The sequence below is a fragment of the Serpentinimonas sp. SMBJO2 genome, from assembly GCF_056341105.1.
Genome location: NZ_CP150628.1, coordinates 1,020,530 through 1,038,630, shown reverse-complemented (window position 1 = coordinate 1,038,630; position 18,101 = coordinate 1,020,530). Strand labels below are relative to the sequence as shown.

Here is an 18,101-nt window from a genome sequence, read left to right as displayed (position 1 = left end):
CATCCAAGCCCAAGACCACTGGGAGCGCGTCTACACGACCAAGCCCAGCGACGGCGTGAGCTGGTTCCAGGCGCATGCCGAACAATCGCTGCGCCTGATCCGCGCTTCGGGGCTACCGTCCAGCGCGCAGATCATGGACGTGGGCGGCGGCGCCTCCACGCTGGTGGACGATCTGCTGGCGCACGGCTACTCGGCGCTCACGGTGCTCGATCTTTCGGCTGCGGCGCTGGAGCAGGTGCGGGCGCGGCTCGGCGCTCAGGGCCGGCGGGTGCGCTGGCTCGTGGGCGACATCACGCAGGCCGAACTGCCCCAGCACGCCTACGACCTATGGCACGACCGGGCGGTCTTTCACTTCCTCACCGAGGCCGAGCAGCGCCGTGCCTACGTGGCGCAGGTTCTGCATGCCCTCAGACCCGGAGGCCATGTCGTCGTGGCGACTTTTGCAGAAGACGGCCCGGCGCAGTGCAGCGGCCTGCCGGTGGCACGTTACAGCCCCGATGCGCTGCAGGCTGAGTTCGGCGCGCCGTTCGAACTGCTCGAGCAGCGACGCGAAGCGCACCGGACGCCCACGGGCGCGGTGCAGCAGTTCATTTACTGCCACTGCCGCAGGCGGGCGTAAAAAAACAACCCACCTTCAGCCCCCGCGCTGCGTCAGCACCAGGTTGTCGCGGTGGATCATTTCGGCTTCGGCGGCGTAGCCGAGCAGGCGCTCGAAGTCGCTCGAGGCCTTGCGGCACAGCAGGCGCGCTTCGGCGGCGCTGTAGTTGGCCAGGCCGCGCGCCAGTTCGCTGCCGTCGGGCGCACGCAGAGCGATCACGTCGCCGCGTGCAAACTCGCCCTCCACGGCCGTCATGCCGATGGGCAGCAGGCTCTTGCCTTCCTGCACGATCTTGGCAGCGGCGCCGTCGTCCAGGCGCACCGCACCGCGCAGTTGCAGGTGGTCGGCCATCCACTGCTTGCGCGCCTGCAGCTTGGGCGTGTCGGCCAGCAAGCAGGTGCCGATGGGCTCGCCCGCAAGCAAGCGCAGCAAGACATCGGGCTCGCGCCCCCAGGCGATCACGGTGCTGGCGCCCGAACTGGCGGCGCGCTTGGCGGCCAGAATCTTGGTGATCATGCCCCCGGTGCCGATGCGCGAGCCGGCCCCGCCGGCCATGGCTTCGAGCGCCGGGTCACCGGCGCGCGCCGCCTGCACGAAGCGGGCCTGCGGGTGCCGGCGCGGGTCGGCCTCGTACAGCCCGCGCTGGTCGGTGAGGATGACGAGCACGTCCGCCTCCACCAGGTTCGCCACCAGGGCACCCAGGGTGTCGTTGTCGCCGAACTTGATCTCGTCCGTGACCACGGTATCGTTTTCGTTGATCACCGGCAGCACCCGGTGCGCCAGCAGCGTGAGCAGGGTCGAGCGCGCGTTCAGGTAGCGCTCGCGGTCGGCCAGGTCGGCGTGGGTAAGCAGCACCTGCGCACTGCCCAGCCCCAACTGACGCAGCTTGGTCTCGTACATCTGCACCAGCCCCATCTGGCCCACGGCGGCGGCGGCCTGCAGCTCGTTGATGGCTTTGGGGCGCACGGCCCAGCCCAGGCGCTTCATGCCCTCGGCAATGGCGCCGCTGCTGACCACGATCGCTTCGCGCCCCTGCCCCACCAGGATGCTCAGCTGCGCGCTCCACTGGCCGATGGCGGCTTCGTCGAGCCCGCGGCCTTCGTTGGTGACCAGGCTCGAGCCGACCTTGACCACGATGCGGCGCGCGGCGCGCAGCCGCTCGGCCACGGCGGCCTCGGAGACGCGCCATTCAGGCGCCAGGCAGACAGGTTGATCCATGGAACAAGGAAGGAGGGGCGGACCAGAACAAAGCTCGCGGCGCGGCCGATTTTAAGGCTCGAAGCGCGGATCGATCTCGGCTGGCGGCCGTTCGGCCTGCTGGCCGGCCGCGATGTGCTGGTAGATTTGCTGCACCAGGCGCTCGCAGCCCTCGCGGGTGAGGGCCGAAATCTGGAACACCGGTCCCTTGTGGCGAAAGCGGCGCACAAAGTCGCGCACACGCGCCGCGCGCTCGGCTTCGGGCACCATGTCGAGCTTGTTGAGCACCAACCAACGCGGCTTGGCGTGCAGCGCCGGGTCGTATTTTTTGAGTTCCTTGACGATCGCGCGCGCCTGCGCCACCGGATCGACCGCGTCGTCGAAAGGGGCCAGATCGACCACGTGCAGCAGCAGCCGGGTGCGCTGCAAATGGCGCAAGAACAGGTGCCCCAGCCCCGCGCCTTCGGCCGCGCCCTCGATCAGGCCGGGCAGATCGGCGACGACGAAGCTTTTTTCGGGCCCCACGCGCACCACACCCAGGTTCGGGTGCAAGGTGGTGAAGGGGTAGTCGGCGATCTTCGGTCGGGCGTTGGACACCGCCGTGATGAAGGTCGATTTGCCGGCGTTGGGCAGGCCCAGCAGCCCGACGTCGGCCAGCAGCTTGAGCTCGAGCTGCAGGTTGAAGCGCTGGCCGGGGTGGCCTGGGGTTTTTTGGCGTGGGGCGCGGTTGATGGCGCTCTTGAAGCGCAGGTTGCCAAAACCGCCGTCGCCGCCCTTGGCCAGCAGCACCAGTTGGCCCGGTTGCAACAGTTCGTGCAGCAGGGCGCCGGTGTCGGCGTCGCGGATCAGGGTGCCGACCGGCATCTTGAGCACGATGTCCTCGCCCTTGTGGCCGAACATGTCGGAGCCCTTGCCGTGCTCGCCGCGCTGGGCCTCGAACTTGCGCGTGTAGCGAAAGTCCACCAGCGTGTTCAGGTTTTCGTCGGCCAGGGCATAGACGTGGCCGCCACGGCCGCCGTCGCCGCCGTCGGGGCCGCCGAATTCCTTGTACTTTTCGTGCCGGAACGAGGCGCAGCCACTGCCTCCATCGCCCGCCGCCACCTCGATCGTGGTTTCGTCTACAAACTTCATGGGGGCAATTGTGAGGCCAATGTGGGGGCTACGGCGCCCTGGCAGGCAACTTGATGGGCAAAAGGCCCGCAAGCGGGCCTCTGGGTTGGCTGTGGAGGGATTGGCTGCAGGCCGGCCGTGGCCGCTGGAGCAAGCCGCTCAGGCCAATCAGGCCGACTCGGGCGCTGCGGCGGCCTCGACGCTGATGACCTTGCGGTTCAGGGCGCCCTTGACGGCAAAGCCCACCGTGCCATCGACGGTGGCAAAAATGGTGTGGTCCTTGCCGATGCCGGTGCCGGTGCCGGGGTGGAATTGGGTGCCGCGCTGGCGCACGATGATTGCACCGGCCGAGACTTGCTGGCCACCAAAGACCTTGACGCCCAGCATCTTGGGTTGTGAGTCGCGGCCGTTGCGGGTTGAGCCGCCGCCTTTTTTCTGTGCCATGGTGTGCCGCTCCTTAAGCCTGGATCGAGCCGATTTGCAGCTCGGTGAAGTTTTGCCGGTGGCCCTGGCGCTTCTGGTAGTGCTTGCGCCGGCGCATCTTGAAGATGCGGATCTTGTCGCCACGACCGTGCGAGACCACCGTGGCTGTGACCGTTGCGCCGCTGACCAAGGGCGTGCCAACCTGGATGCTGTCGCCGCTGCCGACGGCCAACACCTGGTCGATCACGATTTCCTGGCCCACGTCCGCAGCAATCTGTTCTACTTTAAGTTTTTCGCCAACGGCAACGCGATATTGCTTGCCGCCGGTTTTTATGACCGCGTACATTGGAAACCTCAAATGGTGATTTCTCTGGGCTGATTCCCAAAGAATCGCGCATTGTACCAAAAACGGGGGGATGGTGCCGCCTGTCGGATTCGAACTGACGACCTACCGCTTACAAGGCGGTTGCTCTACCAACTGAGCTAAGGCGGCGACGGGTGCGTATTCTACTTCACGCGTCCTACTTCACGCGCTTGAGCACGGGCTGGCGCGGCTTGCCCGGCCCAGGGCCAGGCAGGGGGGGTTCAGGGCCCGCGCTGGGCGCCTCGGCTTCGGGCTCGGGCCCAGCCAAGGGCACCAGCCTGAGGCCGGGCCCGGCATCTGCCGGGGCCGCCTGATTCTGTGCTGCGGGCTCGGGCGGGTCAAAAGCCATGCCGCTGCCGTTTTCGCGCGCGTAGATCGCCAGCACGTGATCGACCGGCACCTGCACGTCGCGCGGCACCCCGCCAAAGCGGGCCTTGAACTCGATCCAGTCGTTGCCCAGCTGCAGGTGGCTGGTGGCCTCGTAGCTGGTGTTGAGCACGATCTGGCCGTCTTGCACAAACTCTGGCGGCACCCGCACCGTGGCGTCCACCGCCACCACCAGGTAGGGAGTGAAACCGTGGTCGCTGCACCACTCGTGCAGGGCCCGAATGAGGTAGGGCCGGGTCGAGGGCAGCGCTGGCTTGTCCTGGTTCATGGCGGGCGGCGCTTACTTGCGCATCACCTTTTCGGACGGCGTGAGCGCCTCGATGTAGGCCGGACGTGAAAAAATGCGCTCGGCGTACTTGAGCAGCGGCGCGGCGTTTTTGCTCAGCTCGATGCCGTAGTGGTCCAGCCGCCACAGCAGCGGTGCAATCGCCACGTCGAGCATCGAGAAGTTGTCGCCCAGCATGAATTTGTTTTTGAGGAACACCGGGGCCAACTGGGTCAGGCGGTCGCGGATGTGGATGCGGGCTTTGTCGATCGACTTGTCGCCGCTCTTGAGGCTGCGGTTTTCGAGCACCGAGACGTGGGTGAACAGCTCTTTCTCGAAGTTGAGCAGAAACAGGCGCACGCGCGCGCGCTCCACCGGGTCGCCTGGCATCAGTTGCGGGTGCGGGAAGCGCTCGTCGATGTACTCGTTGATGATGTTGGACTCGTACAGGATCAGGTCGCGCTCGACCAGAATCGGCACCTGCGCGTAGGGGTTCATGAGCGCGATGTCTTCGGGCTTGTTGTACAGATCGACGTCGCGGATTTCAAAGTCCATGCCCTTTTCGAACAGCACGAAACGGCAGCGGTGCGAGAAAGGGCAGGTGGTGCCCGAGTACAGAACCATCATGGCTGTCAGCTCCTAGATACAAAAAACAAACAGTGGCGTGCCCGATGAAGCCCCAAAGGGGCAAGGCAGACCACTGTCACAAGCAGGCCCGGCTGTGGGCGGCGTGCATGCAGGAGTTACTTGATGTCTTTCCAGTATTCCTTGTTCAGCTTCCAGGCCAGGGCGGTGAAGCCGGCGAGGAACAGCAGCACAAAAATCCCGAGTTGCTGGCGCTGGTCTTGGTGCGGCTCGGCCAACCAGTCGAGGAAAGCCACCAGTTCGGCCACCGAGCGGTTGAACTCTGCTTCGCTCATGGTGCCGGGCGTGACCTGTTCCCAGCCGCGCAGCACCTGTGTGTTGCTGCCGTCGGCGTGAGTCACGGTTTCGATGATCGGACGGCGCTCGCCTTGCAGGTACCACAGCGGGTTGGGCATGGCGATGGTCGGGAAAGCCAGGTTGTTCCAGCCGTGGCCGATGGTGTCGTCGCGGTAGTACGAACGCAGCAGGGTGTAGATGTAATCGGTGCCGCCCGAGCCGGCGCGCGAACGCGTGATCATGCTCAGGTCGGGGGCGGCTTTGCCCCAGAACACCTTGGCGTCGGCCGGGCTGATGGCGGCCTGCATCAGATCACCCACGCGGCCGTCGGTGAACAGAAAGTTGTCGCGAATCTGGCGCTCGGTCAGGCCCAGTTCCTTGAAGCGCTTGTAGCGCTCGAACGAGGCCGAATGGCAGCTCAGGCAGTAGTTGATGAACAGCTTGCCGCCGCGTTGCAAGGCCTCGACGTCGTTGCTCAGGTCGGGGGCACGGTCCAGCGGGAACGCGCCTTTGGCCGCCACCGCGCCCGAGACCAGACCAAACGCCAACAGGCCAGCCACAATCCATTTTTTCATATTCGTTGACTCCAGCGTATGCGTAGGATCGGCTGATCAGTGCGGGGTGAAGCTGACGCGGCCAGGCACCGGCTTGAACTCACCCAAGCGGCTCCACCACGGCATCAGCAGGAAAAAGCCGAGGTAGAACAAGGTGCCGAACTGCGAGAAGCGGGTGCTGATGACCGATGGCGGCAACACCCCGTAGTAGCCCAGGATGGCAAAGTTGATGACAAAGGCGCCATACAGGTACTTGTTCCAGGTCGGGCGGTAGCGGATGGAGGCCACCGGCGAACGGTCAAACCAGGGCAGGAAGCACAGAATCACCACCGCCGCGCCCATGACGACCACGCCCCAGAACATGGCGTCGAGGCCGAGCATGGCCAGTGTACCGACCACGGCGCCGCCCAAGACCAAGCCCTTGCCCTTGAGGGTCAAGTGGCTGCGGAACAGGGCCAGGAAGGCCGCCACCCAGGTACAGGCCACCAGCACGTACATGAACTCGGTGGTCACGGCGCGCAGCATCGAGTAGTAGGGTGCAAAGTACCAGACCGGGGCGATGTGCGCCGGCGTGACCAGCGGGTCGGCGGGGATCAGGTTGGTGTACTTGAGAAAGTAGCCGCCGCCCGAGGGCGCAAAGAACACCACGGCCGAGAAGATCATCAGGAACACGCCCACGCCCATCAGGTCGTGCACCGAGTAGTAGGGGTGAAACGGGATGCCGTCGAGCGGCTTGCCGTTGGCGTCCTTGTGCTTCTTGATCTCGATGCCGTCGGGGTTGTTGGAGCCGACTTCGTGCAGCGCGATGATGTGCGCCACCACCAGGCCCAGCAGCACCAGCGGCAGCGCGATCACGTGCAGACTGAAGAAGCGGTTCAGCGTCGCGTCGCCGACCACGAAGTCGCCGCGGATGAGCAGCGCCAGATCGGGGCCGATGATGGGGATGGCGACGAACAGGTTGACGATCACCGCCGCACCCCAGAACGACATCTGGCCCCACGGCAGCAGGTAGCCGGTGAAGGCGATGGCCATCATCACCAGCAAAATGCCACAGCCAAAGAGCCAGATCAGTTCGCGCGGCTTGCGATAGGAGCCGTAGATCAGGCCGCGGAACATGTGCAGATAGACCACGATGAAAAAGAACGAGGCCCCGGTGGAGTGGATGTAGCGGATCAGCCAGCCCCACTCGACTTCGCGCATGATGTACTCGACCGAGGCAAAGGCCACCGGCACGCCGGCGGCGTTGAGCGTCGCGTCGGGCTTGTAGTGCATCACCAAAAAGATGCCCGAGACGATCTGGATCACCAGCACCAGCAGCGCCAGCGAGCCAAAGAAGTACCAGAAGTTGAGGTTTTTGGGCGCGTAGTATTCGGACAGATGCTCTTTGTAGAGCTTGCTGAGCGGAAAGCGGTTGTCGATCCAGTTGAGCAACTGCTCGCCCGCCGGGGCGTTGGGGGAGATTTCTTTGTATTCGGCAGCCATGATCTTCCTTTTGCGTGCCTTCAGGCTTGTTGGTCTTCGCCCACCAGGAGCAGGGTGTCGCTCAGGTACATGTGGGGCGGGACTTCGAGGTTGTCGGGTGCCGGCATGTTGGCAAACACGCGCCCCGACAAATCAAAGGCCGAGCCGTGACAGGGGCAGAAGAAGCCGCCCGGCCAGTCGGCCGGCAACCCGGGCTGGTCGCCCATGGCAAAACGCGAGGTCGGCGAACAACCGAAGTGGGTGCAGATGCCCACCGCCACCAGAAACTCGGGCTTGATGGATCGATGGCGGTTGAGCGCGTACTCGGGCGTGGGGAAGGTGCGGCGCTCGGATTCGGGGTCGGCCAGGCGCGGCTCGACGCGTTCCAGCGAGGCCAACATTTCGGGCGTGCGGTGCAGGATCCAGACTGGGCGCCCGCGCCACTCGACCACCATTTTTTCGCCCGGGGCCAGGCGCGAGATATCCACCTCGACCGAGGCCCCGGCCGCGCGCGCACGCGCAGAAGGTTGAAATGAACTGACGAAGGGGACGGCGACCGCGGCTGCCCCCACGCCGCCCATGGCGCAGGTGGAAATCAGCCAAACACGGCGACCGTTGTCAACGGCGGCTTCGCTCATGGGAATCTTTCTGTGACGTGAGGACTCGGGAGTCGGGGCGACAAAGCCAGCGCAGCTGCTTCAACGCCCCAAAGCACAGCGCATTGTAAGGGATTGAAACCAGCCAGCGCCCAAAACCCTTGGCAGCACTTGGTAACCACCGGCGGTATTTCCCGCCTACAGGGGCCGATCTGTGTGTGCCAACGCAGCGCGCACTGCGGCCAGCAGACTGGAGGGGTCGGCGCTGCCACTGCCGGCCAGATCGAAGGCGGTGCCATGGTCTGGGCTGGTGCGCAAGAACGGCAGGCCCAGCGTGGTGTTGACGCCCTGCTCCAGCCCCAGGTACTTGACCGGAATCAGCCCCTGGTCGTGGTACATGGCCAGCACGACGTCGAACTCGCCACGGCGCGCGCGCATGTACACCGTGTCGGGGGCAAAGGGGCCATGGGCGTCGATGCCCTCGGCCTTGGCGGCCGCGATGGCCGGCGCGATGTGCTCGATTTCTTCGCGCCCAAACAGCCCGCCCTCGCCCGCGTGCGGGTTCAGGCCCGCCACCGCGATGCGACACCGCGGGCGCGCCAGCACCTGCGCAAAATGCCGGTGCGTGAGCTGCAGGCTTTGCAACACCTGCGCCTGGGTCACGGCGTCGATGGCCGCCCGCAAGGGCAGGTGCACGCTCACCAACACCGTGTGCAGCTCGGCGTTGGAGAGCATCATGCGCACCGGCAACTGCTCCACGGCGCAGCCCACGTGCGCCGCCGCCAGCGCCTGCAGCATCTCGGTGTGGCCGGGATGGTGGATGCCGGCGGCGTGCCACGCCCCTTTGTGAATCGGGGCGGTGACCAGCGCCGCCGCCTCGCCGCGCAACACCGCCGCCGTGGCCACTTCGACGGCGCGGGCCGCAGCGCGCCCGGCCACGGCGCTCACTTGACCCAAGGGCGGCAGCTCGGCCACGGCCGGCAGCGGCAGCAGCGGCACGCAGCGCGGCGGCAGCGCGGCCGCCTGCTGCCAGTGCTCCAGCACGGCCAGCGGCAACAGGCCACCGCTGAGGGCCACGGCGCGGCGCATCACGGCCAGGTCGGCCACCACCACGCAGCGGCTGGCCCAGTCGGGCTGCAAGCGAAACACCTGCGCGATCAGCTCCGGCCCCACACCGGCCGGGTCGCCCATGCTGATGGCGATGGGGCGCGGCGCGTTCATGCCGGGTTGTCGATGTCGATGAACTGGTGCGTCAGGCCCAGCTCGGCGGCCACCGCCGCCCCCAGCGCCGGGGCGCCGTAGCGCTCGGTGGCGTGGTGGCCGCAAGCCAGATAGGCCACGCCGCATTCGCGCGCCAGGTGCGTTTGCGGCTCAGACAGCTCACCGGTGATGAAGGCATCGGCCCCGGCGGCGATGGCCGCCTCGAAATACCCCTGCGCCCCGCCGCTGCACCAAGCGATGCGGCGCAAAGGGCGGCCGGGGGCGTCGATGAGCGTCACGGGCCGCCCCAGTTGCTGCTGCACGTGCGCCGCCAGGGCGCTGGCGTCGGGGCAATCGGTGTGGCCGACAAAGCCCAACTCCTGCTCGCCAAAGCGGCCCCAGCCGTCGGCCAAGGGGCTAAAACCCAGGCGCTGCGCCAACTGGGCGTTGTTGCCCAGGCTGGGGTGGGCGTCGAGCGGCAGGTGGTAGGCCAGCAGGCTCACATCGTGCGCCAGCAGCAGCGCCAGCCGCTGCTTCAGCCAACCGGTGACGCAAGCGCCTTGACCGCGCAAGAACAGGCCGTGATGCACCAGAATGGCATCGGCCCCGGCGGCGATGGCGCGCTCGATCAACTCGCGGCTGGCCGTGACGCCGCTGACCAAGTGCCGCACCTGCGCTCGGCCCTCGACCTGCAGGCCGTTGGGGCCATAGTCTTGAAAGCGCTCGGGTTGCAGCGTGGCATCGAGGCGCTGCAGCAGCAGGCCGCGCTCGACGGCCTGCGCAACAAGACCGCAAGGGGCTAAGGATGTAGGCATGGCGCAACCCGCTCGGACACACAAGGTGCCCGATTGTCGCACCCGCCGCGCACGGGCTTAAGCCTGCCCGGACGGGCGACCCAGCGGGCCTTGCTTCGAGCGCTGCTTTTCTTCGCGCTCCGACTCGTGCATCTTGGTGACAAAATAGCGGTAAAACCACGCCGCCATGACGATCACGCCGACGATGGTGACGATGCTGAGCAAACCGTAGGTGGTTGAAAACAGCTCATTCCAGGCCTCCATGACCCTTCCTTTCATGTGGGATTAAAAGACAGCCCGATTGGATGCCAGCTTCATCGCCGGCGCCTTGACGCAGGTCAAACTGTGCGCAAAAGACAGACAGAATCCAAAATGAAACAGACTTGGCTGTTGTTTTCCCAAACCGTGACGGTGCTGCTGGCGGCCTGGTTCGTGGTCGCCACCTTGCAGCCGCAGTGGCTGCAGCGCCCAGTGCAGCTGCGCACCGTGCCGCTGCTCGAAGCCGCCCCCGGCGCGGCACGCAGCGAAGCGGTGGCCGCTGCCAGCCTGAGCGCGGCGGCACAGCTGGCGGCGCCGGCGGTGGTGAGCATCAGCGCCCGTCAGGCCCCGCAGCGCCACCCGCACGCCGACGACCCCTGGTTTCGCTTCTTTTTTGGCGAGCAGGCGCCGCGCTCGCCCCAAACCGGGCTGGGCTCCGGGGTGATCGTCAGCAGCGCCGGCCACGTGCTCACCAACCACCACGTGATCGACGGGGCCGAGGAAATCGACATCCAGCTCAGCGACGGCCGACAGGCTCTGGCGCGGGTGGTGGGCACCGACCCCGACACCGACCTGGCGGTGCTGCAGATCGATCTGCCCGCGCTCCCGGTGGCGGTGCTGGGCGACTCCGACGCGCTGCGCGTGGGCGATGCGGTGCTGGCGATCGGCAACCCCTTTGGCGTCGGGCAGACGGTGACCAGTGGCATCGTCAGCGCCTTGGGGCGCACGCAACTGGGCATCAACATCTTCGAGGATTTCATCCAGACCGACGCCGCCATCAACCCCGGCAACTCGGGCGGCGCGCTGGTCGATGTGCAAGGCCACCTGATCGGCATCAACACCGCCATCTTCACGCGCTCGGGCGGGTTCATGGGCATCGGTTTTGCCATCCCCACCTCCACCGCGCGCGAGGTGCTCAAAGCGATCGTGCGCGACGGCGCGGTGACGCGCGGCTGGATCGGGGTCGAGCCGCAAGCCATCACGCCTGACTTGGCGCAGCACTTTGGTCTGCGCCAGCAGCGCGGCGTGATCATCATCGGCGTGCTGCGCGATGCCCCCGCAGCGCGGGCCGGAATTCGACCCGGCGACGTGGTGTTGAGCGTGGCCGGTCAGCCCATCCCCGATGTCGCGGCGCTGCTGGCGGCGGTGGCCGCCTTGCCCCCAGGGCAGCCGGCGCCGCTGGAAATCGAGCGCCGGGGCGAACGCCTGGCGCTGCAGGTGACGCCGGGGCGGCGCCCACCGCCGCCAGCTGCGCAGGCACCGGACCCTGCGCGCTAGGGGCGGCGCTCCAAGCACCGGTCGCTTCGTTCAGGTCTAGTCCGCTGCCTCGGGTTCTTCGGGCGCTTGGCTGAAGCGTTTGAACCAGCTTGCCCCCCAAATGCCCACCTGATACAGCAGGCACATCGGTATGGCCAGCGCCAGCTGCGAGATCACGTCCGGCGGCGTAACGATGGCGGCGATGACGAAGGACAAGACGATGAAGTAGCCGCGAAAATCCTTGAGCTGCTGAATGCTCGCCAGGTTGAAGCGCACCAGCAGCAGCACCACCACCGGCACCTGAAACGCCAGCCCGAAGGCCAGGTAGAGCGACAGGATCGCCTGCACGTAGGAAGCGATGTCGGGCGTGGCGGCGACGCTGTCCGGGGTGAAGCCCTGGATGAAGAAGAACATCTGGTCGAGCACGAAGAACTGCACGAACGCGATGCCCCCATAGGCCAACAGGCTGCCGATGAAGATCAGCGGCAGGGCAAAGCGCTTTTCGTGGCTGTACAAACCGGGGGCGACGAAGGCCCACAGTTGGTACATGAGCCAGGGCAAGGCCATGATCATGGCCGACATCAGCAACACCTTGAGCGGCACAAAGAACGGGCTGAAGACGCCGACGGCGATCAGCTTGGCGTCGGGCGGCATGTGGTTGCGGATGGGGATGGCGATGAAGTCGATCAACCCACCGGGCCCGGGCCAGATCGCCAGCCCGATGGCAAATACCACCACGCCGGCCAAGCTGTAGAGGATGCGGTCGCGCAACTCGACCAGGTGCTGCACGAAGGGTTGCTCGGTGCCGGCGAGCTCATCGGCCTTGGGGGTGGGGTCTGCCATGGGAGTGCTCGAGGGGGATCAACGCGAGGGCGTCATGGCGCTGGGAGAGACCGGGTAGGTCTTGGGCCGGTGGCGCGCCACCCGCGCCGCGCCCGACTGCACGAAGCTGCGCTGGCCGGTGCGCGCCTTGTACCACTTGGGCACCGCTTGCTGGCGCAGCCTGAAACTCTTTTTCGGGCGCGAAAACGGCGGATAGACCGAGTGCCCGAGCGAGTACGCGGGGTGGGGATCGGCGCGCGGCGTGGCCTCGGGTGCTTCAGCTGCCCCGGAGCCCTCGAGGCCCGCCGTGGCTTCCATCCAGTCTTTCTCGAAGCTGCCGACGCCGGCTTGCACTTCGCGCGCCGCACCTTCGACCGATTCTTTCATTTTCTTGAGCTCTTCGAGGTCCATCGAGCGGTTGACCTCGGCCTTGACGTCGGCCACGTAGCGCTGCGCCTTGCCCAGCAGGGTGCCCACGGTGCGCGCCACGCGTGGCAGCTTCTCGGGCCCGATGACCACCAACGCCACGACCGCAATCAGGGCGATCTCTGAAATTCCAAAATCCAGCATGCAAGGCTTTCAGTGCAGCCGGCCGCAGCCCCAAGCCGACGGCCGGCGCGGCGCTTTGATCAAGGCTTGGTCTTGGCTTCGACGTCGATGGTGTTCTTGTCGGTTGCCGCCGGGGTCTGCCCGACCTGTGCGGTGGTCGTCGTGGCGGCAGCGCCTGCCCCGTCTTCGGAGGCCGGCCCATCCGCCTGCTGCTGCTTCATGCCATCCTTGAAACCTTTGACGGCCCCACCGAGGTCGGAACCGATGTTTTTGAGCTTTTTGGTGCCAAACACCAAGATCACCACCAGCAAAACGATCAGCCAGTGCCAAATCGACAACGTACCCATGGCAAACTCCTGCGTCGGGGCCAAGGCAGCCCCGGGTTCGATTGATTACAAGACCGGCCGATGGTTCACCACCGGCCCAAACGGCTATTGTCACCGATATGGATGAGAAAGTCCGGATTGCAAGGCCACACGGTGCAAATCTTGGCCGGGCGCGCGGGCGGGCGCGGCTCAGCCCTTGCGCCAGGGGCGCGGTCCACCGATGACGTGCACGTGCAGGTGCGGCACCTCTTGCCCGCCCTCGGCGCCGTTGTTGCAGACGATGCGAAAGCCGCCTTCGGGCCAGGGGCGGCAGCCCTGCTCGAGCGCCAGCCTGGGGGCCAGGCACATGATCTTGCCCATCAGGTGCTCGTGCTCGGGCCCGAGCTGGGCCATGGATGGCAGGTGCAGCTTGGGCACGATCAGGAAGTGCACCGGGGCCCAGGGGTGGATGTCGTGGAAGGCGAGCAGGTCGTCGTCTTCATGGACCTTGCGGCTGGGGATCTGGCCGGCGATGATCTTGCAAAACAGGCAGTTCGGGTCGTGGCTCATGGGGCTTGCGTGCAGTGGGGGGAGCGTAGGCTTCAAAGCGGCAGCGGCTTGCGGTCGTTCCAGTATAGAAGCCCTTTGACCAGCCGGTAGATGACCCAGACGGTGGCCGCAAACAGGATCGCAAAACCCACCAGCAGCACCACGGTCAAGGCCCCCAGCACGAACCAGCACAGCCCCCACCAGAAGGTGCGGATCTGCCAGCGGAAGTGGCTCTCGTACAGGGTGCCTTGGGCGTCTTCGCGCTTGACGTAGTTGATGACGATGGCGATGATCGCCGTCACCCCAAGCAACCACGACAGGGCGTAGAGGAGGTAGATGATGAGCGTGAGCTGGCGCAGGCTGGCGAGCTCGTCTGGGGTTTTGCCGCCGGGGTTGCGGCCGGTGTCCGGACCAAAGGTGTCGTTCAAGCGGCCTCCCCTCGTTGCTGGTGCCCATCCTGTTGGCGCTGCTGCAGCTTGCGCAGCGCCTTTTCTTCCAGGCCGCTCAGGCCCTCGCGGCGCGCCAGCTCGGCCGCCACGTCGGCGGGCGAGAGGCCGAAATGCGCGAGCGCGATCAGGCTGTGAAACCACAGATCGGCCATTTCACCCACCAGCGCCTGCGCGCTGCCGCGGCCGTGCTGCAAGTCCTTGGCCGCCATCAGGGTTTCACCGGCTTCTTCGGCGATTTTTTTCAGGATCGCATCCGGCCCCTGGTGCAGCAGGCGCGCCACGTAGCTGCGCGCCGGGTCGCCACCGTGCGCAGGCTTGCGGGTCTCGATCAGGGCGGCCAGGCGCAACAGAGTGTCGTCGGCGCCCATGGCCGGGGCCGGGCTGGAGGCTGTAGGGGGGGTGCTCATGTGCAGGATGGAGTTTAGCGGTAGATCGATTCGGGGTCTTTGAGCACCGGCTCCACCGTCAGCCAGCGCCCGCCAGCCGCCTGCCCGCCCGGCCCCGCAGGCGCGGCCGCTTGCCAGCGCAGATAAAAACAACTGTGGCGGCCGGTGTGGCAAGCGATGCCGGGCTCGTGCCCGAGCTGGGTGACCTTGAGCAGCAGCACGTCGGCGTCGCAGTCGAGCCGGATTTCGTGCACCTGCTGCACGTGCCCCGATTCCTCGCCTTTGTACCAGAGTTTGGCGCGTGAGCGGCTGTAATACACGGCGCGCCCCAAGGCCGCTGTTTGCGCCAGCGCCTCGCGGTTCATCCAGGCCAGCATCAGCACGTCGCCGCTGCTGGCTTCTTGGGCAATCACCGGCACCAGCCCGTGGGCGTCCCAGCGCACGGCGTCGAGCCAATCGGTCATAAACGCAAATCTCCGTTTGAGGGGGCCGCAGCCACAGTGGCTGGGGCGGCCGTGGCCCATTTTGGCACAGCCCGAGGCATCGGTGTTTACCCTGGACTGCAGGGCCAAAAACCACCAGATTGCGGGCTTGGGTGGCCGCGCCACGAATTTCGCCGCTACACTAGCGCTAGTGTTTGACTTGGCCATGAACCACTACGGGTAGTGGTCACGAGGTGCCAAGCAACCCCCCAGCCGCACGGCTGCAGCCATTGCACCCCCACAAGGAACACCCATGTCCATTGCCCCCTCCTCTGCATCCACCGAGCGCCCCCAGGTCGCTGCCCCCGAGGCCGCCCGCGCCCCCCTTGGCGGCAGCCTGCCGCACTACCAGATCATCCGGCGCAACGGCTCGGTGGTGCCGTTCGAACCGAGCAAGATCGCGGTGGCGCTGATGAAAGCCTTTCTGGCGGTGCGCGGGGCCCACGGGGCCGCCTCGGCCAGCGTGCGCGAGGACGTAGAGCAGCTCACCCAGGCCGTGGTGCGGGCGCTGCTGCGCTCGCGTCCGGCCGGCGGCACCTTTCACATCGAAGACGTGCAAGACCAGGTGGAGCTGGGGTTGATGCGCGGCGGCCACCACGAGGTGGCGCGGGCTTATGTGCTCTACCGCGAGCGCCGCGCCCAAGAACGCGCCGCCAAACAAGCCAGCGCCGCGCCTGCGGCCCCGGTGCTGCACGTGAGCCTCGGCGGCCAGCGCCAACCGCTGGACCTGGAGCGCCTACGCACCCTGGTGGCCAACGCCTGCGCCGGGCTGGGCGAGGCGGTGCGGCCCGAGCCGATCGTGGCCGAAACGCTGCGCAACCTCTACGACGGCGTGCCGCTGGAAGAGGTCTACAAGGCGACCATTCTGGCGGCGCGCACGCGCATCGAGTCCGACCCCGACTACACCTACGCCACCGCCCGGCTGCTGCTGCACACCATCGCCCTCGAGGTGCTGGGGCAGGATCTGACGCAAGCCGAACTGGCCAGCCATTACCCCGACGCCTTCCCGGCCTGCATCCGGCTCGGGGTGCAGGCCGAGCTGCTCAACCCCGATCTGCTGCAATTCGATCTGGCGCGGCTGGCGGCGGCGCTCAGGCCCGAACGCGACCTGCAGTTCGACTACCTGGGCCTGCAGACCCTGTACGACCGCTACTTTTTGCACCAGCACAAGCGCCGCATCGAGCTGCCACAGGTGTTTTTCATGCGCGTGGCGATGGGGCTGGCGCTCAACGAGATCGAGCGCGAGGCGCGGGCGATCGAGTTCTACGAGGTGCTGTCGCGCTTTGATTTCATGAGCAGCACGCCGACGCTGTTCAACAGCGGCACCCGGCGCTCGCAGCTCTCGAGCTGCTACCTGAGCACGGTGCCCGACGAGCTCGAGGGCATCTACGAGGCGATCAAGGACAACGCGCTGCTGTCCAAGTTTGCCGGCGGGCTGGGCAACGACTGGACGCGCGTGCGCGCCCTGGGCAGCCACATCAAGGGCACCAACGGCGAATCGCAAGGGGTGGTGCCGTTCTTGAAAGTGGTCAACGACACCGCCGTGGCGGTGAACCAAGGCGGCAAGCGCAAGGGGGCGGTCTGCACCTACCTCGAGACCTGGCACCTGGACATCGAGGAGTTTCTGGAGCTGCGCAAGAACACCGGCGACGACCGGCGCCGCACGCACGACATGAACACCGCCAACTGGATACCCGATCTGTTCATGAAACGGGTGCTGGAAAAGGGCGACTGGAGCCTGTTTTCGCCCCACAGCGTGCCCGATCTGCACGATCTGGTGGGGCCAGCGTTCGAGCGCGCCTACGTGGCTTACGAGGACAAGGCCGCGCGCGGCGAGATCACGCCCTACAAAAAGCTGCCCGCCACCGATCTGTGGCGCAAGATGCTGTCGATGCTGTTCGAAACCGGGCACCCCTGGATCACCTTCAAGGACCCGTGCAACCTGCGCAGCCCGCAGCAGCACGTGGGTGTGGTGCATTCGTCCAACCTGTGCACCGAAATCACGCTCAACACCAGCGACAGCGAAATCGCGGTCTGCAACCTCGGCTCGGTCAACCTGGCGCAACACCTCAAAGACGCCGACTGCGGCTCGGGCGCCCGGGTGCTCGACCACGACAAGCTGCGCCGCACCGTGGCCACCGCCATGCGCATGCTCGACAACGTGATCGACATCAACTACTACGCAGTGAAAAAGGCGCGCGACTCCAACCTGCGCCACCGGCCGGTGGGGCTGGGGATCATGGGCTTTCAGGACGCGCTCTACCAGATGCGCACGCCCTACGCCAGCCCAGAGGCGCTGGCCTTTGCCGACCAGAGCATGGAAGCCGTCTGCTACCACGCCTACTGGGCCAGCAGCGATCTGGCGGCCGAGCGCGGGCGCTATTCGAGCTACCCAGGCTCGCTGTGGCAGCGCGGCGTGCTGCCGCTGGACTCGCTCGAACTGCTGGCGCAGGCGCGCGGCGGCTACCTCGAAGTCGATCGCAGCCAGACGCTGGACTGGGACGCGCTGCGCGCCAAAATCGCCCGCGACGGCATGCGCAACGCCAACTGCGTGGCCATCGCCCCCACGGCGACGATCTCCAACATCGTCGGCGTCGATGCCTCGATCGAGCCCTGCTTTGGCAACCTATCGGTCAAGAGCAACCTCTCGGGCGAGTTCACCATCGTCAACGCCTACCTGGTGCGCGACCTCAAGCGCCTCGGGCTCTGGGACGAGGTGATGCTGCTGGACCTGAAACACTTCGACGGTTCGCTGCAGCCCATCGACCGGGTGCCGGCCGAACTCAAACACCTCTACCGCACCGCCTTTGAAGTGGAACCGGCGTGGCTGGTGGAGGCCGCCGCACGGCGCCAGAAATGGATCGATCAGGCGCAAAGCCTGAACCTCTACATGGCCGGGGCTTCGGGCAAGAAGCTCGACGAGACCTACAAGCTGGCGTGGCTGCGCGGGCTCAAGACCACCTACTACCTGCGCACCACCAGCGCCACCCAGGCCGAGAAATCGACCGGCCGCGTGGGCCAGTTGAACGCGGTGTCGATGCAGGCTGCAAGCGCCCACGGCAGCGGCCAAGCCGCCGCGCTGGGCAGCCCAAGCGCCTTGGCTGCGGCCGGCCCGGCCACAGACGTCAGGTTCTGCGCCCTCGACGACCCGGGCTGCGAAGCCTGCCAATGATG

General features: G+C 66.5%; 22 protein-coding genes and 1 tRNA gene. 3 read left to right on the top strand and 20 right to left on the bottom strand.

The genetic code is table 11. The features are described 5' to 3' along the window. Position 1 precedes the first annotated feature (1 nt). On the top strand, positions 2–619 hold the full coding sequence (locus AAAZ40_RS04700) for a class I SAM-dependent methyltransferase (RefSeq protein ID WP_476661688.1): 618 nt from the start codon (positions 2–4) through the stop codon (positions 617–619). A 15-nt stretch (positions 620–634) separates the two neighbouring features. On the opposite strand, the gene proB is transcribed toward AAAZ40_RS04700, so the two are convergent. From proB to AAAZ40_RS04635, 13 genes are all read right to left on the bottom strand, one after another. Continuing rightward, entirely contained in the window at positions 635–1,816 is a 1,182-nt protein-coding gene (gene proB, locus AAAZ40_RS04695) for a glutamate 5-kinase (protein ID WP_476661408.1), read from the bottom strand. 51 nt (positions 1,817–1,867) lie between these two features. Beyond that, positions 1,868–2,926: an Obg family GTPase CgtA gene (cgtA, locus tag AAAZ40_RS04690; RefSeq protein WP_476661407.1), complete on the bottom strand. Its 1,059-nt coding sequence runs from the start codon at positions 2,924–2,926 to the stop codon at positions 1,868–1,870. A gap of 147 nt (positions 2,927–3,073) precedes the next feature. Further along, on the bottom strand, positions 3,074–3,349 hold the full coding sequence (gene rpmA, locus AAAZ40_RS04685) for a 50S ribosomal protein L27 (protein ID WP_476661406.1): 276 nt from the start codon (positions 3,347–3,349) through the stop codon (positions 3,074–3,076). Positions 3,350–3,362: 13 nt separating this feature from the next. Beyond that, positions 3,363–3,674: a 50S ribosomal protein L21 gene (gene rplU / locus AAAZ40_RS04680; RefSeq protein ID WP_029462341.1), complete on the bottom strand. Its 312-nt coding sequence runs from the start codon at positions 3,672–3,674 to the stop codon at positions 3,363–3,365. Between the two features lie 71 nt (positions 3,675–3,745). After that, a tRNA-Thr gene (locus tag AAAZ40_RS04675) sits at positions 3,746–3,821 on the bottom strand. 28 nt (positions 3,822–3,849) lie between these two features. Next, a complete protein-coding gene (locus AAAZ40_RS04670; protein ID WP_476661405.1) occupies positions 3,850–4,347 on the bottom strand; it encodes a ClpXP protease specificity-enhancing factor in 498 nt (165 codons plus the stop codon). 12 nt (positions 4,348–4,359) lie between these two features. Further along, positions 4,360–4,971: a glutathione S-transferase N-terminal domain-containing protein gene (locus tag AAAZ40_RS04665; protein ID WP_476661404.1), complete on the bottom strand. Its 612-nt coding sequence runs from the start codon at positions 4,969–4,971 to the stop codon at positions 4,360–4,362. A 116-nt stretch (positions 4,972–5,087) separates the two neighbouring features. Beyond that, positions 5,088–5,840, bottom strand: coding sequence for a cytochrome c1 (locus tag AAAZ40_RS04660; RefSeq protein WP_476661403.1), 753 nt, complete (start codon positions 5,838–5,840; stop codon positions 5,088–5,090). A 36-nt stretch (positions 5,841–5,876) separates the two neighbouring features. Further along, positions 5,877–7,301, bottom strand: coding sequence for a cytochrome b (locus AAAZ40_RS04655; protein ID WP_476661402.1), 1,425 nt, complete (start codon positions 7,299–7,301; stop codon positions 5,877–5,879). Between the two features lie 20 nt (positions 7,302–7,321). Further along, positions 7,322–7,918 (bottom strand): ubiquinol-cytochrome c reductase iron-sulfur subunit, encoded by a 597-nt coding sequence (petA, locus tag AAAZ40_RS04650; RefSeq protein ID WP_476661401.1) that lies wholly within the window; start codon positions 7,916–7,918, stop codon positions 7,322–7,324. Positions 7,919–8,074: 156 nt separating this feature from the next. Further along, the gene (gene pdxA / locus AAAZ40_RS04645; RefSeq protein ID WP_476661400.1) at positions 8,075–9,097 is read right to left on the bottom strand and encodes a 4-hydroxythreonine-4-phosphate dehydrogenase PdxA; all 1,023 of its coding nucleotides are present in this window, start codon (positions 9,095–9,097) and stop codon (positions 8,075–8,077) included. Further along, on the bottom strand, positions 9,094–9,891 hold the full coding sequence (locus AAAZ40_RS04640; protein WP_476661399.1) for a Nif3-like dinuclear metal center hexameric protein: 798 nt from the start codon (positions 9,889–9,891) through the stop codon (positions 9,094–9,096). Before AAAZ40_RS04640 ends, pdxA begins: the two co-directional genes overlap by 4 nt. A gap of 57 nt (positions 9,892–9,948) precedes the next feature. Beyond that, on the bottom strand, positions 9,949–10,134 hold the full coding sequence (locus tag AAAZ40_RS04635; protein ID WP_476661398.1) for a DUF3149 domain-containing protein: 186 nt from the start codon (positions 10,132–10,134) through the stop codon (positions 9,949–9,951). A 108-nt stretch (positions 10,135–10,242) separates the two neighbouring features. Here AAAZ40_RS04635 and AAAZ40_RS04630 point away from each other — a divergent pair, with 108 nt between their 5' ends. Further along, positions 10,243–11,406, top strand: a complete 1,164-nt coding sequence (locus AAAZ40_RS04630; RefSeq protein WP_476661397.1) for a S1C family serine protease — start codon at positions 10,243–10,245, stop codon at positions 11,404–11,406. A gap of 36 nt (positions 11,407–11,442) precedes the next feature. Here AAAZ40_RS04630 and tatC read toward each other — a convergent pair whose 3' ends face one another. The 7 genes from tatC to hisI form a co-directional block, all read right to left on the bottom strand. Further along, positions 11,443–12,228 (bottom strand): twin-arginine translocase subunit TatC, encoded by a 786-nt coding sequence (gene tatC, locus AAAZ40_RS04625; RefSeq protein ID WP_476661396.1) that lies wholly within the window; start codon positions 12,226–12,228, stop codon positions 11,443–11,445. An 18-nt stretch (positions 12,229–12,246) separates the two neighbouring features. Next, a complete protein-coding gene (gene tatB, locus AAAZ40_RS04620; RefSeq protein WP_476661395.1) occupies positions 12,247–12,777 on the bottom strand; it encodes a Sec-independent protein translocase protein TatB in 531 nt (176 codons plus the stop codon). Positions 12,778–12,836: 59 nt separating this feature from the next. Beyond that, entirely contained in the window at positions 12,837–13,103 is a 267-nt protein-coding gene (gene tatA, locus AAAZ40_RS04615) for a Sec-independent protein translocase subunit TatA (RefSeq protein ID WP_476661394.1), read from the bottom strand. A gap of 168 nt (positions 13,104–13,271) precedes the next feature. Next, entirely contained in the window at positions 13,272–13,631 is a 360-nt protein-coding gene (locus tag AAAZ40_RS04610; protein WP_476661393.1) for a histidine triad nucleotide-binding protein, read from the bottom strand. 32 nt (positions 13,632–13,663) lie between these two features. Further along, a complete protein-coding gene (locus tag AAAZ40_RS04605; RefSeq protein WP_476661392.1) occupies positions 13,664–14,038 on the bottom strand; it encodes a DUF4870 family protein in 375 nt (124 codons plus the stop codon). Then, a complete protein-coding gene (locus tag AAAZ40_RS04600; protein ID WP_476661687.1) occupies positions 14,035–14,427 on the bottom strand; it encodes a phosphoribosyl-ATP diphosphatase in 393 nt (130 codons plus the stop codon). Before AAAZ40_RS04600 ends, AAAZ40_RS04605 begins: the two co-directional genes overlap by 4 nt. Positions 14,428–14,480: 53 nt before the next feature. Further along, positions 14,481–14,909 carry a phosphoribosyl-AMP cyclohydrolase gene (gene hisI, locus AAAZ40_RS04595; RefSeq protein ID WP_476661391.1) on the bottom strand — a complete coding sequence of 143 codons (429 nt, stop codon included), beginning with the start codon at positions 14,907–14,909 and terminating at the stop codon, positions 14,481–14,483. A gap of 271 nt (positions 14,910–15,180) precedes the next feature. On the opposite strand from hisI, the gene AAAZ40_RS04590 reads away from it, so the two are divergent. Then, entirely contained in the window at positions 15,181–18,099 is a 2,919-nt protein-coding gene (locus AAAZ40_RS04590; protein WP_476661390.1) for a ribonucleoside-diphosphate reductase subunit alpha, read from the top strand. The last annotated feature ends 2 nt before the right edge of the window (positions 18,100–18,101 follow it).